The 15,343-nt window shown below is 65.8% G+C and carries 13 protein-coding genes; 5 read left to right on the forward strand and 8 right to left on the reverse strand.

Annotated elements, in window-relative coordinates; translation table 11 throughout:
• Positions 1 to 266 precede the first annotated feature (266 nt).
• Together BRSPCE3_RS22695 and BRSPCE3_RS22700 are read right to left on the reverse strand one after the other, a co-directional pair.
• Positions 267 to 644, reverse strand: coding sequence for a response regulator (locus tag BRSPCE3_RS22695; RefSeq protein WP_244068409.1), 378 nt, complete (start codon positions 642 to 644; stop codon positions 267 to 269).
• Between the two features lie 38 nt (positions 645 to 682).
• A complete protein-coding gene (locus BRSPCE3_RS22700) occupies positions 683 to 1,552 on the reverse strand; it encodes an MJ0042-type zinc finger domain-containing protein (protein ID WP_244068412.1) in 870 nt (289 codons plus the stop codon).
• Between the two features lie 173 nt (positions 1,553 to 1,725).
• On the opposite strand from BRSPCE3_RS22700, the gene ftsE reads away from it, so the two are divergent.
• Together ftsE and BRSPCE3_RS22710 are read left to right on the forward strand one after the other, a co-directional pair.
• Entirely contained in the window at positions 1,726 to 2,385 is a 660-nt protein-coding gene (gene ftsE / locus BRSPCE3_RS22705) for a cell division ATP-binding protein FtsE (protein ID WP_244068413.1), read from the forward strand.
• Positions 2,378 to 3,349 (forward strand): ABC transporter permease, encoded by a 972-nt coding sequence (locus tag BRSPCE3_RS22710; protein WP_244068415.1) that lies wholly within the window; start codon positions 2,378 to 2,380, stop codon positions 3,347 to 3,349. The genes ftsE and BRSPCE3_RS22710 overlap by 8 nt, the downstream gene beginning before the upstream one ends.
• A gap of 18 nt (positions 3,350 to 3,367) precedes the next feature.
• On the opposite strand, the gene BRSPCE3_RS22715 is transcribed toward BRSPCE3_RS22710, so the two are convergent.
• The gene (locus tag BRSPCE3_RS22715) at positions 3,368 to 4,363 is read right to left on the reverse strand and encodes a hypothetical protein (protein ID WP_244068417.1); all 996 of its coding nucleotides are present in this window, start codon (positions 4,361 to 4,363) and stop codon (positions 3,368 to 3,370) included.
• A gap of 307 nt (positions 4,364 to 4,670) precedes the next feature.
• Here BRSPCE3_RS22715 and BRSPCE3_RS22720 point away from each other — a divergent pair, with 307 nt between their 5' ends.
• From BRSPCE3_RS22720 to BRSPCE3_RS22730, 3 genes are all read left to right on the forward strand, one after another.
• A complete protein-coding gene (locus BRSPCE3_RS22720; protein ID WP_244068419.1) occupies positions 4,671 to 5,381 on the forward strand; it encodes a YdcF family protein in 711 nt (236 codons plus the stop codon).
• Positions 5,382 to 5,394: 13 nt separating this feature from the next.
• Positions 5,395 to 6,153, forward strand: a complete 759-nt coding sequence (locus tag BRSPCE3_RS22725) for a 1-acyl-sn-glycerol-3-phosphate acyltransferase (protein WP_244068421.1) — start codon at positions 5,395 to 5,397, stop codon at positions 6,151 to 6,153.
• A 244-nt stretch (positions 6,154 to 6,397) separates the two neighbouring features.
• Positions 6,398 to 7,153, forward strand: a complete 756-nt coding sequence (locus tag BRSPCE3_RS22730) for an SDR family NAD(P)-dependent oxidoreductase (protein WP_244068423.1) — start codon at positions 6,398 to 6,400, stop codon at positions 7,151 to 7,153.
• Between the two features lie 65 nt (positions 7,154 to 7,218).
• On the opposite strand, the gene BRSPCE3_RS22735 is transcribed toward BRSPCE3_RS22730, so the two are convergent.
• The 5 genes from BRSPCE3_RS22735 to BRSPCE3_RS22755 form a co-directional block, all read right to left on the reverse strand.
• A complete protein-coding gene (locus tag BRSPCE3_RS22735; RefSeq protein ID WP_244068659.1) occupies positions 7,219 to 8,700 on the reverse strand; it encodes an aldehyde dehydrogenase in 1,482 nt (493 codons plus the stop codon).
• A gap of 120 nt (positions 8,701 to 8,820) precedes the next feature.
• A complete protein-coding gene (locus BRSPCE3_RS22740; RefSeq protein WP_244068425.1) occupies positions 8,821 to 9,288 on the reverse strand; it encodes a peroxiredoxin in 468 nt (155 codons plus the stop codon).
• A gap of 71 nt (positions 9,289 to 9,359) precedes the next feature.
• Positions 9,360 to 12,653 carry an efflux RND transporter permease subunit gene (locus BRSPCE3_RS22745; protein WP_244068427.1) on the reverse strand — a complete coding sequence of 1,098 codons (3,294 nt, stop codon included), beginning with the start codon at positions 12,651 to 12,653 and terminating at the stop codon, positions 9,360 to 9,362.
• A gap of 163 nt (positions 12,654 to 12,816) precedes the next feature.
• Positions 12,817 to 14,613, reverse strand: coding sequence for a caspase family protein (locus BRSPCE3_RS22750; protein ID WP_244068429.1), 1,797 nt, complete (start codon positions 14,611 to 14,613; stop codon positions 12,817 to 12,819).
• Between the two features lie 112 nt (positions 14,614 to 14,725).
• On the reverse strand, positions 14,726 to 15,334 hold the full coding sequence (locus tag BRSPCE3_RS22755) for a gamma-glutamylcyclotransferase (protein ID WP_244068431.1): 609 nt from the start codon (positions 15,332 to 15,334) through the stop codon (positions 14,726 to 14,728).
• Positions 15,335 to 15,343 lie beyond the last annotated feature (9 nt).

A 15,343-nucleotide genomic window follows, 5' to 3' on the forward strand; every position in this document is an offset into this window, starting at 1 on the left:
TGGATTACTTCGTCGCTATCGCTCCTCGCAAAGACGAGTAACGGCCGGGTGGCACAATTCGAATCTGGGGTGACGTGGTTCGGATTTTTTGGTGCTGGGAGGATGGGAGAGACCCGTCTGCGCCTTTTACAACGCCCCAGCTGATCCCCTTGCCAAGTCAAACTCTCCCGGCTTGGCTAAGGGCGCCGCTATTCTAGTTCCGGCAAGATCGAAATTCAAACTTCGAGCTGGGGCCGCTTAAGTCTGTGGCCACACGGCAATGACGATCAGCTCCCCTTCCGTGCCGCCAGCGCGTCGGCCACCGCGGTGCGAATATCCGCCACCGAGAACGGTTTCGTCACCACATCATGCACGATCGCCTCGAGGCCGGAAGCGCGCTCGCGCTGATGGGCGAAGCCGGTCATCAGAAGGATCTTCAACTCGGGAAAGTCGCGCGCCGCGGTCAGCGCCAGCGCGATGCCGTCCATCACAGGCATCTGGATGTCGGTGAGCAGGAGGTCGAACGCGCCTTCGTCACGCGTCAGCACCTCGAGCGCCTCGGCGCCGTCCTGCGCGGTCACGGTCTCGTGGCCGTCCATGGCGATGGCGCGCGCCACCAGCGAGCGCATCGAGTCTTCGTCGTCGGCGATCAGAACACGCGTCATGGCGATTGGTCAGGTCCCGAAAGTGTTGGCCGGCAGCCTCAGGCGCGGCCGCCGGTGAGATCACGCTTGTTGAAGAAGCGTACGTCGATATTGCGGCCTTCGGGGGGCGGCGAGGCAAGCCGCGACTTGAAGAAGGCGCGTTCGCCGGGATTGAGCACCGGCTGCTCCAGCACCGCATTCCAGGCATAGATCTCGGCGCCCTGCGCGTCGCGGACCGAGAAGCGCAGCCGCGGCAATTCCACCGGCTTCCTGGTCTGGCCGACGATCATGCCCTCGATCACCAGCACCGGCTTGCCGTCCACGGTCTCGTTGGTGATCTTGAGGTCCTTGAAGGCGAGGCCGCGCAAATTCACGTCGAGCCCGACCATTTTATAGAACAGCGCGGTCTGCGGCAGCAGCCGCACCACGTCGTTGCGCCAGACGAACAGCGCGATGATCAGCGCGGCCATCGCGGCGCAGGTGGTCGGCAGCGCGCCGATCACCGGCATGAAGGGAATCCGGGGCAGCGACGGCAGGCGGAACAGCCGGGGAAGCCGCGGCAGGCCGAAGCGGCGTCGGGTTCCGGCCGCCTCCTTGGTGTCGGCGTGATCAGCGGCATCCGCGGCGGCCACGACCGGCCATTCGGTCGCGGAGTCGCTTCCATCGGTCGGCAAATCGGCCGAAATCGAGGGGCTTTCGACCACCGGGGTCTCGTCAGCCTCCCCGCGGCCCATCGCCTCCCATTCGGCGGCGAGATCGGAGCCGGCGGCCTGGTAGGCCAAACTTGGCGCCACAGCCCCGATCGCGTCCTCCGGCCGGGCCAGCCAGACCTCGCGGCAACGGGAACAACGGACGGTCCGGCCGGCCTCGCCCAGGGTGGCCGGATTGATGGCATAGGATGTTGTACAATGCGGGCAAACGATATGCATGGAGCCGAATCTCCACCGTGTGGTATGCCCGGATGCTACTGAGCGACCGTTAACGAATCGGAAACCATAACCGACGCACAAGCTTTCTGTGCGGTTCGCGAACGGATCGGCGGGTGTTCGGGCCGCCAGTATGGGGTATCGGGCCACAGGCCCTCTCGAACGGAGCTAGCGCATTGGTTCGGTTCGAAAATGTCGGTTTGCGCTACGGGCTCGGCCCGGAGATTTTGCGCGACCTGTCGTTCATGATCCCGGCGCACTCGTTCCAGTTCCTCACCGGCCCGTCCGGCGCCGGCAAGACCTCGCTGCTGCGGCTGCTGTTCCTGTCGCTGCGGCCGACCCGCGGGCTGGTCAATCTGTTCGGCAAGGATATCTCCCTGCTCAACAAGGAGCAGGTCGCCGACCTGCGCAAGCGCATCGGCATCGTGCTGCAGGATTTTCGCCTGCTCGACCACATGACGACCTATGAGAATGTCGCGCTGCCGTTCCGCGTCATGGGCCGCGAGGAATCGAGCTATCGCCGCGAGGTGATCGACCTGCTGAAATGGGTCGGCCTCGGCGAGCGCATGGACGCGCTGCCGCCGATCCTGTCGGGCGGCGAGAAGCAGCGCGCGGCGATCGCGCGCGCGGTGATCTCGCGTCCGCAACTGCTGCTGGCGGACGAGCCGACCGGCAGCGTCGATCCGACGCTCGGGCGCCGGCTGCTGCGGCTGTTCATCGAGCTCAATAAATCCGGCACCGCAGTGATCATCGCGACCCATGACATCACGCTGATGGATCAATACGAGGCGCGGCGGCTGGTGCTGCATCAGGGACGGCTGCACATCTATGAGTAGGAGCGGCGACGAGAAGGTGTCGTTGGTCGATCTCGGGCGCGAACGCCCGCAGGTCCCGGCCACCGCACGCAACATGTCGCCGATCGTGCCGCGCGCCTCGATCTCGGGCCGCGCGCTGGTCGCGGTGGTCGCGATCATGACCTTCCTCGCCTCGCTCACCACAGGCACCGTGCTGCTGGTCAGCGCGTCGGCCGCCGAATGGCAGTCGGAGGTGTCGAGCGAGATCACCATCCAGGTACGCCCCTCGCCGGGCCGCGACCTCGACCGCGACGCGCAGGCCGCTGTGGATGCGATGCGGGCGCAGCCCGGCATTCTCGAGGTCCGTCCGTTCAGCAAGGAGGAATCCGCCAAGCTGCTGGAGCCGTGGCTCGGCAGCGGGCTTTCGATCGACGAACTGCCGGTGCCGCGCGTGATCGTGGCGCGGGTGCAGCCCGGCACCACGCTCGATCTCGCCGGCTTGCGTGCGCGGGTGACCCAGGCGGCGCCCACCGCGAGCGTCGACGATCACCGCGCCTGGATCGAACGCATGCGCTCGATGACCGGCGCCACGGTGTTTGCCGGCGTCGGCATCCTGATCCTCGTGATCATCGCCACCATCATCTCGGTGTCGTTCGCAACTCGCGGCGCGATGGCGGCCAACCGGCCGATCGTCGAGGTGCTGCATTTCGTCGGCGCCGGCGACAGCTTCATCGCCAACCGCTTCCTGCGGCACTTCCTCAGGCTCGGCCTCGAGGGCGGGCTGATCGGCGGCGGTGCGGCGATGCTGGCGTTCGGCTTCTCCGAGTCGATCGCCAACTGGTTCTCCGGCACGCCGGTCGGCGACCAGTTCGCGGCCCTGCTCGGCACCTTCTCGCTGCGTCCGTCCGGCTACCTGGTGCTGGCGCTGCAGGCGGTGCTGATCGCCGCGATCACCGCATGGGCGTCGCGGCGCACCCTGTTTGCCACGCTCGACGATATCGACTGACGGTCTGCGATCTCGCGATCACCGCGATGCGAGGGTCACCGCGGCGGGTTGAATAGCCGTCGTCGTGTCGACCAGTGCCTTTCCGGCGGCCAGAATTGCGTCGCGGTCGGGCGCCTCGATGATCTTCTTGTTGGCTTCGACGACATTGTTGATCAGGCTGACAAAATTGGGCCGGCGGCTGATGAAGGCCTCCCTGTCGAGCTGATATTGCCGGTACTCGCGGGCGAAATCGATGACGCTGGATTTCGCCGTGCCCTGGTAGTAGGGCTGCCCGTCGCCGTTGACGAACTCCTTCTGCTTCCGGATCGGATAGTAATAGTCGCGATAGAATCGAAGGCGCTCGGTCTGACAGGCGTCCCAGTAGCGGAAGGCGATCGCTTCGGTTTTCGTGAGCCCGGCCAATACGGCGTCGGCGGAGAGACGCTTGGCTGCGAGGGCCAGGCCCTCTTGCATCGCGGCCGCGGCGTGCTGAACCGCCGCTGCCTCGAAGCCGCCTGCCGATTGTTCGGCAATGACCAGGACTGCGTTGAGGCCGGTCAGCACCGAACCGGCATCCGACAGGCCGCCACCCTGTTTGAGGGCCGCGACCTCGCCCTTGATCACGCCAACAAGGCCTTTTGCATACTCGAAATCGGACGTCAGCGCCTTCATCTGATTGCCGTAGGTCAGAACGGCCTTCAGCAACTCGTCGTTCTCCCTGTCCTTTTTGCGCAGTTCGAGGACGACATTCCAACCAATGGGCTTCTTGACGTTTCGTCGGTTGAGATCGCGGTAATACTCCTCGGAGTCCGCGATGAAGGAGCTCTTCGGTTCGCCGCAGGAATACGTCCCGTTCGACATGAACTCGAGCTCATTCGATCTGCGCGCGAGGTCCTTGCGAAGGTCGAATTCGAGCGTGTCCTGTGCAGTGAGCGCCGACGAAATCGCGCTGACACTGTCGACGAAGCCTGCTCCGTTATCGGTGACGCAGCCTGCAGTCAGCAGCGAAAAGGCAATGGCGAGCGCGCGCTTCATCATGAAAATCCCCGTCTGGCAATGTGCCCACTATCGGTAGAGCGTCCTGCAAGCTCAATCGGGGGGCGAATTCGCTGCCGCGTGTTTCGGTGCGTTATCCACAATTAAAGGGCGAGTGGCGGCGAAGCGGCCGTCTCATCGCTCCGTGATCTGCGAAGCCGCCGCAAGGCCAACCGTCATTTCGGCGCAGCGCCCCCGGCAATGCTTGCTGGCCCGAACGGCCGCGCGGCCATTCTCGTGCCAAAACCGGTTTCCACTTTTCCGGATCATGCTTTAAAATCCCCGGGGGGAAGGACAGCCGCATCACATGAGTTTGCAGTCCGACGATACGTCGCCGAATGGCCATGCCGCGCGCCCGCGCGGCTGGCTGCGCGCGGCCATCGTCGCGCCGCTGGCGCTTGTCTTTGTCGCCGCGGCGGTCGGCTTCATCGGTTTCCTCTCGCAATTGCGCGGCGTCGAAACCGATCCGCCGCAGAATGCCGACGGCATCGTGGTGCTGACCGGGGGCTCGTCGCGGGTCTCGGACGCGATGGATCTGCTGGCGGCAGGTTACGGCAAGCGTCTGCTGATCTCGGGCGTGCATCCGACCAACGACGCCAGCGACATTTCGCGCTCGGTTCCGGACAGCCAGGGGCTGATGAGATGCTGCGTCGATCTCGACCGCTCGGCGGTCAATACCCGCAGCAATGCGGCGGAGACGCGGCGCTGGGTGCGCGAGCGCGGCTTCAAGTCGCTGATCGTGGTGACCTCGAACTACCACATGCCGCGGGCGATCGTGGAACTGTCGCATGCGATGCCGGACATCACGCTGATTCCGTTCGCGGTGGTCGGCGACAAATGGCGCGACGAGCCGTGGTGGACGAGTGGCGGAACGTTCCGTCTCTTGCTATCGGAATACGCCAAATATGTCGCCGCGGAGATGCGGGTGCGGCTGGCCGCGATCGGCCTCGACCTGACCTCCGATCTTGCCGAGCCGGCCGCCATGCCACGCCGCCCGGCGACGGCGCAGGCGAATTAGGACCAAGTGTGAAATGATCTTCCTGCGCTCGCTGATCTTCAACGTGCTGTTCTATCTGGTGCTGGTGATGCTCTGCATCATCGCGCTGCCGGCGCTGCTGCTGCCGCGGGGCGCGCTGATGGCGCTCGAAGCCTTGTGGGCCAACACCACCCTGTTTTTGATGCGCGTGATCTGCAACATCCGAATCGAGTTCCGCGGCGTCGAGAAGATCCCGAGCGGGCCGCTGGTCGTCGCCTCGAAGCACCAGTCGTTCTGGGAGACATTTGCGCTGGTGCGCTTCTTCGCGCACCCGCTGTTCATCCTCAAGCGCGAGCTGATGATGATCCCGGTGTTCGGCTGGTACCTCAAGAAAGTGGGCATGATCTCGGTCGAGCGCGGCGGCGGCCCGCGCTCGCTGATCAAGACGCTGAAGCGCGCGGCCGCCGAGGTGAAGCTCGGCCGCCAGCTCGTGATCTTTCCGGAAGGCACCCGTACTGCGCCCGGCGCGCCGCCGAACTACAAGGCCGGGGTTGCCCAGATCTATGCCGAGAGCGGCGTGCCGTGCCTGCCGGTCGCGCTCAATTCCGGGCTGTTCTGGCCGCGCCGCACCTTCATGCGTTATCCCGGCACGCTGGTGGTCGAATTCCTCGATCCATTGCCGCCGGGCCTGCCGCGCGACGAGTTCATGACCCTCCTGCGCGAAGCGATCGAAACCGCCACCACCCGCATCGTCGACGCCGGCCGCGCCGAGCAGGCGACATTGTTCGGCGGCGTGCCGAGCCCGAAGGGGTAGGGCCGATCTCGTTCACGCTCTCCCGTCGCACAAAATCGCGGGGGCATGCATCAGCGAACCAGATCATCGCCGATCGAGCGTTGAAAGCCGATAGTCACTGGTCCGATCAAGGCGGGAGATAAAGACCGCGTATTCGCCCGGACACGGACGCGCATGGATTTACCGCAATTTTTGCCGGCTGCGCTGAAACGTGTATCCTTCGCCTCGAGCGTTGCCGTTCGTGTGGACGAAGGGGAAGCCAGCCATGGAGCTCAACGGAAAAGTTGCATTGGTCACCGGCGGCTCCGGTGGAATCGGAGAGGCGATTGCCAAGGCTCTCGCCGCCGCCGGTGCGGACGTTGCCGTTTCCTACGTGGCGGAAACGGCGCGCGCGGGTGAACTGGTCGACGCGATTCGGAAAGCCGGCCGGCGCAGTCTCGCAGTACAGCTTGATCAGCGCGATCCTCGATCGGTCGATGCGTGTGTCAAAGCCGTGACCGGCCACTTTGGTCGGTTGGATATCCTGATCAACAACGCTGCCTGGAACGTCGGCATCCCGTTCAAGGAACTCGACGCCTTGACGCCCGAGATCTGGGATCGGATTCTTGAAACGAATCTTCGCGGACCATTTCTGCTGGCACGCGGCTTTGCCTCCGAGCTTCGGCGGTACAAGGCTGGTCGCGTCGTCAACATTGCCTCAATCGCCGGGGTTGCACCGGGCGGCAGCAGTATCGCCTACGCGGTCGGCAAGGCAGCATTGATCCACCTCACCCATTGCCTGGCAGTCACGCTGTCGCCCGAAGTGACCGTCAATTGTGTTGCCCCCGGCCTGGTTGAAGGAACGCGCATGGCGGAGCGTGTGCCCGAAGCCATGCGGCAAACGGCGCGCGCCCAGTCAGTCCTTGGACGAACCGGAAGCGCCGATGACATCGCCCAGCTTGTGGTGGCCTATTGCCGAATGGACAGCGTGACGGGGCAGACGATTGTCGTGGACGGCGGCAATCCGATGGCGATGCATTAGCGGCGGCGGCGCGTGCGCCCGGTTCACCTTTCCGCGATCAGGGAAAGGTGAACCAAAGAGGCCTATCACCGCATCACGAACGGATTCGCCGGCACGTCGGTCGCGGTCGAGATCCAGACGCTCTTGGTCTCCTGATATTCGCGCACCGCGTCGATGCCGCTTTCGCGGCCGACGCCGGAGAACTTCATGCCGCCGAACGGCATCATGTAGCTGATGGCGCGATAGGTGTTGACCCACACCGTGCCGGCGCGCAGCTGCTTCGGCACGCGGATGGCGCGGGCGAGGTCCTTGGTCCAGATCCCGGCGGCAAGCCCGTAGATCGTGTCGTTGGCGATCCGGATGGCGTCTTCCTCGGTGTCGAACGAGATGATCGACAGCACCGGGCCGAACACCTCCTCGCGCGCGATCCGCATGGTGTTGTCGACATCGGTGAAGATGGTCGGCTCGACGAACTGGCCGCCCTTGATGCCGTCGCCTGTGGCCGGCTTGCCGCCGAGCAGGCAGCGCGCGCCTTCGGCTTTCGCGATATCGATGTAGTCGAGCACCTTCTTGTACTGCGCCGGCGTCGTGATCGGGCCGACATTGGTGTCGGCCTGCATGGGATCGCCGATCTTGGCGGACTTCGCGAGCTCCAGCACGCGCGCGACGAACTTCTCCTTGATCGAGCTCTGCACCAGCAGGCGCGAACCGGCGATGCAGGTCTGCCCGGTCGCGGCGAAGATGCCCGAGATCGCGCCGGCCGCGGCCGCGGTGAGGTCGGCGTCCTCGAACACGATATTCGGCGACTTGCCGCCGAGCTCGAGCGAGACCCGCTTCAGGCTCTTGGCCGCGGTCTCGTAGACCCTTGCGCCGGTCGTGTCCGATCCGGTGAAGGTGATTTTCGCGACGCCGGGATGGGAGATCAGTGCGGCGCCGGCCTCGGGCCCGAACCCGGTCACCACGTTGAAGATGCCGTCGGGAATCCCGGCCTCTTTGGTCAGTGCCGCGAATTCCAGCGTGCTCGCCGAGGTGAATTCCGAGGGCTTGACCACGACAGCGCAACCGGCCGCGAGCGCGGCGGCGCATTTCCAGGCGACGAACAGCAGCGGCGAATTCCACGCGGTCAGCGCCGCAACGACGCCGACCGGCTCGTGCGTGGTGTAGGCGAAGGTGTCCGCCTTGTCGATCGGCACCAGGCCGCCCTCGAGCTTGTCGACGAGGCCGCCGAAATACCACCACCATTCCGGATGGTAGCGGAGCTGGCCCAGCATCTCGGCCATCAGCTTGCCGTTGTCGCGCACCTCGATCTCGGCGAGCCGCTCGGCGTTGGCGGCGACGAGGTCGCCGAGCTTGCGCATCGCCTTGCCGCGTGCGGAGGCCGTCATCTGGGCCCACGGGCCGTTCCACATCGCCTCATTGGCGGCCTTCACCGCCTTGTCGGCGTCGGCGGCCGTGCCGCGCGGAATCTTCGCCCAGGCCTCGCCGCGATAGGGATCGACCGTCTCGAACCATTCGCCGTTGGCGGGGTCGACATACTGGCCGTTGATGTAGAGCTGATAGGTCTTCATGAGATCCTCCCGCAAGGCGATATTCTGGTTGGCGAGACGGTACCACGCCTTGCGCGATGCCGTCATAACGCAGCTGCGTGCGAGGGGTATGCAAGGGTTGCAGCCGGCTTGGGGCCGGTATCAGCCGCGCGGCGCCGCCAGTTCGGCTGCGATGATGGCGCCGAGCGCCATGTCGCTCTGCTGGCCAAAACCGTGATGCACGATGTTGCCGTCGCGGCCGATCAGGATGCTGGTCGGGGTTCCCTGCATGCCGTAGCGCGCCATGGTGAGGGGGATCGGCGTGCCGTCGCCGGCCTCGTCGACACCGATCGGGAAGGTCAGCCGGTACTCGTGGATGAAGGCTTCGAGCGATACAGGCGTCATCGCCGCGTGATGCTCGAACACGGTGTGCAGCCCGATCACCTGGAGGTCGGAATGCTTGAACAGCTCGAACGCGCGCTGGGTCTGCGGCGTGCCGTGCGCGACGCAGCCGGGACACAGCATCTGGAAGGCGTGCAGCAGCACCGGGCGGCCGCGCAGCGCGGCCAGCGTCAGCGGCTCGCTGGTGTTGAACCAGCGCGACGCGGCGATTTCAGGTGCTGGAGTCACGGCCTGGTTCCTTGCGTCCGCCCACCGCGCGAAGTTGGCAAGATCGCCAGCGGCCTGTCAACGGCTGGCGATCAAGTCGCGCGTGCCGCGGCCCGCCTTGCGCGGCGCGCGGCGCGGCGCCGCTGCGTCCACAGCCTGGCGCGGTCGAGATAGAGATAGACCACCGGCGTGGTGTAGAGCGTCAGGATCTGGCTCAGGATCAGGCCGCCGAAGATCGCGATGCCGAGCGGCTGGCGCAGCTCGCTGCCTTCGCCGAGGCCGATCATCAGCGGCACCGCGCCGAACAGCGCGGCGAGTGTGGTCATCATGATCGGCCGGAAGCGCATCAGGCAGGCCTCGTAGATCGCATCGCGCGATGACAGCCCGCGCTGGCGCTCGGCGTCGAGCGCGAAGTCGATCATCATGATGGCATTCTTCTTCACGATGCCGACCAGCAGGATCACCCCGATCATGCCGATGATGTCGAAATCGGTGCCCGACAGCATCAGCGCCGCCACCGCGCCGACGCCGGCCGAGGGCAGGGTGGAGAGGATGGTCAGCGGGTGCACGTAGCTCTCGTAGAGCATGCCGAGCGAGATGTAGATCGTCGCCAGCGCTGCGAGAATCAGGAACAGCTCGTTCGCCAGCGCCTGCTGGAAGATCTTCGCGGAGCCGGCGAAGCCGCCGGAAATGCCGGCGGGCATGCCGAGCGCATGCATCGCGTTCTCGATCGTGGTGGTCGCGGTACTCAGCGAGACGCCCGGCGGCAGGTTGAAGGAGATGGTGCTGGCGACCAGGAGGTCCTGGTGGTTGACCGAGAGCGGCGTCTCGCCATGCTCGAAGCGCGCCACGCTCGACAGCGGGATCATCGTCTCGGCGCTGGTCGAGACCGCGGTTCCGGTCGAGGCGACGCCCTTGCCGGTGGCGCCGATCGAGTTGGTGGCCTGGTTGCGCACCACGTTGGCGGCGACCGAGCTGATCGAGCTCTTCTGCGACGACGAGGCCACCGTTCCGGCCACCGCATTGGTGCTCTGGGTGCCGCTCGCCGACCCGCCCGAGGTCGAGATATAGACCTCCTTCAGGGTCTGCGGATCCCGCGAGAAGCGCGGCGCGACCTCCATGATGACGTGATACTGGTTGCGCGCGACGAAGATGGTCGAGACCTGGCGCTGCCCGAACGCGTCATACAGCGTGTTGTCGAGCTGGCTGACGGTGATCCCGAGCCGCGAGGCGGCGTCGCGATCGATCACCAGATTGGCCTGCAGCGCCTTGTTCTGCTGGTCGGTGTTGACGTCGGCGAGCGTCGGCTCCTTCTGCAGCGCGGCGACGAGCTTCGGCGTCCACTCATTGAGCTGCTCGAAGGTCGATCCCTTCAGCGTGTATTGATAGGCTGCGTTGCCGGAGCGTCCGCCGGCGCCGAGATCTCCGATCGATTGCAGGAACAGCGTGGCACCGGCGACGCTTGCCAGCGGCTCGCGCAGCCGTTCGATCACCTTGTCGGCCCTCAACCTGCGCTCGTCCATCGGCTTCAGCGAGGCGAACACGGTGCCGGTGTTGGTGCCGCCGGGGCCGACGCCGCCGCCGCCGGTGAAGCCGACCGCGGTATCGACCGCCGGATCGGACTTCACGATGTCGATGAACTGGGTCAGCTTCTGCTGCATCAGCTGGAACGAGGTGCTCTGGTCGGCCTGGATCGAGCCGACCAGCAGCCCGGTGTCCTGCTGCGGCACGAAGCCCTTGGGCACGACCTTGTAGAGATGGAAGTTCAGATAGAGCGTCGAGGCCAGGATCAGCATCACCAGCAGCGGATGCCGCAGCGCAAGCCCGAGCGTCGCGCGGTAGCCGCTCAGCATCAGCTCGAAGGCGCGCTCGTTGACCCGGTAGATCCAGCCATGCGACTGGCCTTCCTCCTTGCGCAGCACCACCGCGCACATCATCGGCGTCGTGGTCAGCGAGACCACCAGCGAGATCACGATCGCGATCGTGATGGTCATGGCGAATTCGCGGAACAGCCGGCCGACCAAACCGCCCATCAAGAGGATCGGCACGAACACCGCGATCAGCGACACGCTCATCGACAGCACGGTGAAGCCGACCTCGCGGGTGCCGAGCAGCGTCGCTTCCATGCGCGACAGCCCCGCATCCATGTGGCGGGTGATGTTTTCCAGCACCACGATGGCGTCGTCGACCACGAAGCCGGTCGCCACCGTCAGCGCCATCAGCGAGAAGATGTCGAGCGTGTAGCCGAGCAGATACATCACGGCGAAGGTCGCGATCAGCGACACGCCGACCGCCACCACAGGGACCAGCGTCGCCCGCGCATTGCGCAGGAAGGCGAATACCACCAGGATCACCAGCGCGACCGCGATCAGCAGCGTGATCTCGACGTCGTGCAGCGAGGCCCGGATCGTCTTCGAGCGATCCATCGCCAGCGTGATGTCGATTGCGGGCGACACCGAGGCCCTGAGCTGCGGCATCAGCCCCTTCACGCTGTCGACCATCTTGATGATGTTGGCGCCCGGCTGCCGGTACACGATCATCACGACGGCCGGCTTGCCGTTGGAGAGGCCGAGCGTGCGCACATTCTCGACGGAATCGATGACGTCGCCGACGTCGGTCAGGCGTACCGCCGCGCCGTTGCGGTAGGCGACGACCAGCGGCTTGTAGTCGGCGGCCTTGCGGGCCTGGTCGTTGGCGTAGATCTGGTAGCGCTGGTCGCCGACGTCGATGCCGCCCTTCGGGCTATGCGCATTGGCGCTCGAGAGCGCCGCGCGGACGTCCTCGAGCCCGATGCCGTATTTATAGAGCGCCGGCGGGATCAGCTCGACCCGCACCGCGGGCAGCGAGCCGCCGCCGACCGAGACCTCGCCGACACCCTCGACCTGCGACAGCTTCTGCGCCAGCGTGGTCGAGGCGGCGTCATAGAGCTCGGCCGGGGTCAGCGTGTCCGAGGTCAAGGTGTAGATCAGGATCGGCGCCGAGGCCGGGTTGAACTTGCGGTAGGTGGGATTGGTGCGCAGGTTGGTCGGCAGATCGGCGCGCGCCGCGTTGATCGCGGCCTGCACGTCGCGCGCGGCGCCGTTGATGTCGCGGTCGATGTCGAATTGCAGCGTGATGCGGGCGGAGCCAAGCGAGGACGTCGACGTCATCTCGGTGACGCTGGCGATCTGGCCGAGGTGACGTTCCAGCGGGCTCGCCACGGTGGCCGCGACGTCGGCCGGGCTTGCGCCGGGCAGCGTCGCCTGCACCATGATGGTCGGGATATCGACGTCGGGCAGCGGCGACACCGGCAGCTTGAAGAACGCAATGATGCCCGCCACCACCAGTCCAAGCGACAGCAGTGTGGTGCCGACCGGGCGGCGGACGAAGGGAGCGGAGAGGTTCATTGCATCAGCGAGCGATGTTTGCGGACCAGCTTCTATCCGTCCGCGCCGCGATGCAAAAGCCTAAATGTCACAGGGTGCTGCCATATGTCCGCCGGGATTTGTCTGGCCGCAACAAACGCCCGACGACCGCCGTATTGCCGATCGTGTGGTTTTCGAATGCGGACTACTTCGCGGCATTCTGGCTCGCGCCGACGAAGTAGAAGTCCTCAGCTCCCGGGACCGAGCCGTAGCTGAAGGGCTGCTGCCGCCGATCCGTCGCGGCCATGACGTCGTCGCGCACCAGATCGAACAGCTTGCGGATCTCGATGCGTGGCGTCTGCATGCGCTTGATCAGGGCCGTCACGAACGGGCTGTGGCCGCCGTCGCCGTCGAGCGCGACCTGGCCGTGCTTGGCGGCGTAGACCACCAGCGTGCCGCTGTCGGGCTCGACCTGGGCCAATCCCCGGCCGATCGAGCGCGACGCGACCGTGCGCTTGATCTGGTTGGCGAACGGATTGTCGCGGCAGGCATCGAGAATGACGAGATGCAGCTTGCGCGCGCCTTCGGTGGCGCCCATCACCTGGGTCAACGCGACCGCCTCGAACTGCACGTCGCGGTCGGTCGCGAGCTTTGCGTCGACCGGCACCAGATAGTTCTCGCCCGCCATCTCCATGCCGTGCCCGGCATAGTAGATCACCGCCCAGTCGGCACCGTCAGCCGCGTTGGCGAATGATTTCAGGGCCTCGACCAGGCTGTCCCGCGTGGCGTCGGTGACGAGGCGGACATCCTGAAAGCCCACCGCGCGCAGCGTGTCGGCGATCGCCGCCGCGTCCTGGCCGGGGTTCGGCAGCACCGGCACCGAGCGGTATTTCGAATTGCCGACCACCAGGGCGACGCGCTTTTCGGTCGCGGCGGCCTTTTGGCCCGCGCCGATCGGCGGAACCGGAACCGCCTCGGCGACCACGGGCGCAGGCTTAGCTACGTCGTGATCCGCGGCGACGCTCTTGTCCGTGCTGGCGACCTTGTCGAGCCGTTGCAGGCCGTCCCGCGCGACGCGCTGGCCCTGGGTGCGGTCGAGCTGATCGAGGCCGATGACGTCGAGCGCGTGGCGGAAGTCGGCGCGCGCCGCATCGACATCGCCCTTCTTCTCGTCGGCGAGGCCGCGCCGTGCGTAGTTCAGTGCGCCCTGTGCATTGAGCTGCGTGGCGTGGTCGTAGTCGCGCATCGCGTGGTCGAGCTCGCCTCTGCCGGCGCGCGTCAGGCCGCGCAGCGAGTAGAACTCGGATTGCCCGTCCTGGACGGCGATCGCATGTTCGATGTCCCGTGCGGCATTGTCGATGTCACCGGCGCTGATCTCGACCACGGCGCGGCAATAATACGGGCCGCCGGCGCGCGGCGCGATCTTGATCGCATCCTGGCAATGCAGCGCCGCAAGGCGGTCCTTGCCGCGGAAATCATAGACCAGCGCGCGGTTGACATAGGCATACCAGGAATTGGGGTCGAGCTCGATCGATCTGCCGTAGTCGGCCAGCGCGCGATCATAGTCGCCGGTGGCGACGAACAGCTCGGCGCGGTTGTTGAACCAGCCGGCGCTGAACGGACCGGCAGGCTTCAGCCGGATCGCCTGATCGAAGTCGCTCAGCGCGCGATCATAGTCCTGGTTCTGCAGGAACACCTTGGCGCGCTGGCCATAGGAGGGCGCAAACGACGGATTGATCGCGATCGACTGATCGTAGTCCGCCTTGGCTTTCTCCAGGTCGCCCTTGTTATGCCAGGCCAGCGCCCGGTTGTAATAGGTGATCGAAAGGTCGCGCCCCCTCGGATTGGCCGCGATCAGGCGGGTGCAGGCGGGGATCACCAGGTCGGGCTGCGAATTCTTGGCGTCGCAGACCGCGCCATCCTCTCTCAAACCGGCATAGGATGGGGTGTTCAGCAGCAACAGCAGGGCGATCGCGGCGAGCTTCGACAACGAGGGGCGCATTCCGGTCATTCCATTCCAGCGACCGGAAATTGAGACCACAATATTGTTCGCGCCGTGGCGAACATTCGCGAGCCGGGTTCCTCAACGCGCGGGGATCGACGTCAATGGCGTTTCAGCCCGGATCGAGCTTGTCAGCGACGTGCGCATCGCGGTGCAGCGTCGTGCCCGAATCATGCAGCATCGCCGCGAGCTGATGCAGCGGCTGATCGCGAAACCCCTGCTTCTCGATCGAGGCGACGGTCGAGAGCACATAGTCGCGGTTGTTGCCGGAACGGCCGTGGCCCTGCTGCACCAGGCGCACCTGCTCCGATAGTGACAGCCGCCCGGCATACTGCACATGGCCGCGATCGACCACATAGGCCAGCGCCGAGACGCGGTCGCGTGCCGCGTTCTCCAGCCACACCGATCGCATCACCTCGCGATAGACGTTGGTGGTCTGCTCGCGCGCACGCAAGTAGGCGATGGTGTCGTGGCGCAGCGGGGCGGCCACGCGGAACGCGATGCCGCGGCAGGCGCCACCGCGGTCGAGCCCGAGCACCAGGCCCGGCTTCTCCGGCGTGCCGCGATGGTCGAACGAATAGACGCAGAGCGCGCGATGCTCACCGATCAGCCGCGCCGGCACCTGCTCCAGGAACTCGAAGCCCGGCTTCCACATCAGTGAGCCGTAGCCGAACACCCAGAGGTCGCCGTCGGTCTCGGAATGGGGAGGATTTGCTGACATCGCGCCGAT

This window comes from Bradyrhizobium sp. Ce-3 (assembly GCF_022835695.1).
In the GTDB taxonomy this organism is placed as follows: Bacteria; Pseudomonadota; Alphaproteobacteria; order Rhizobiales; family Xanthobacteraceae; genus Bradyrhizobium.

Excerpts from the sequence above, each read along its gene's own strand:
- BRSPCE3_RS22700 (WP_244068412.1), bottom strand. The coding sequence starts at position 1,552 with ATGCATATCGTTTGCCCGCATTGTACAACATCCTATGCCATCAATCCG.
- BRSPCE3_RS22735 (WP_244068659.1), bottom strand. The coding sequence starts at position 8,700 with ATGAAGACCTATCAGCTCTACATCAACGGCCAGTATGTCGACCCCGCC.
- BRSPCE3_RS22710 (WP_244068415.1), top strand. The coding sequence starts at position 2,378 with ATGAGTAGGAGCGGCGACGAGAAGGTGTCGTTGGTCGATCTCGGGCGC.
- BRSPCE3_RS22725 (WP_244068421.1), top strand. The coding sequence starts at position 5,395 with ATGATCTTCCTGCGCTCGCTGATCTTCAACGTGCTGTTCTATCTGGTG.
- BRSPCE3_RS22745 (WP_244068427.1), bottom strand. The coding sequence starts at position 12,653 with ATGAACCTCTCCGCTCCCTTCGTCCGCCGCCCGGTCGGCACCACACTG.
- BRSPCE3_RS22720 (WP_244068419.1), top strand. The coding sequence starts at position 4,671 with ATGAGTTTGCAGTCCGACGATACGTCGCCGAATGGCCATGCCGCGCGC.
- BRSPCE3_RS22750 (WP_244068429.1), bottom strand. The coding sequence starts at position 14,613 with ATGCGCCCCTCGTTGTCGAAGCTCGCCGCGATCGCCCTGCTGTTGCTG.
- BRSPCE3_RS22715 (WP_244068417.1), bottom strand. The coding sequence starts at position 4,363 with ATGAAGCGCGCGCTCGCCATTGCCTTTTCGCTGCTGACTGCAGGCTGC.
- BRSPCE3_RS22695 (WP_244068409.1), bottom strand. The coding sequence starts at position 644 with ATGACGCGTGTTCTGATCGCCGACGACGAAGACTCGATGCGCTCGCTG.
- BRSPCE3_RS22755 (WP_244068431.1), bottom strand. The coding sequence starts at position 15,334 with ATGTCAGCAAATCCTCCCCATTCCGAGACCGACGGCGACCTCTGGGTG.
- BRSPCE3_RS22730 (WP_244068423.1), top strand. The coding sequence starts at position 6,398 with ATGGAGCTCAACGGAAAAGTTGCATTGGTCACCGGCGGCTCCGGTGGA.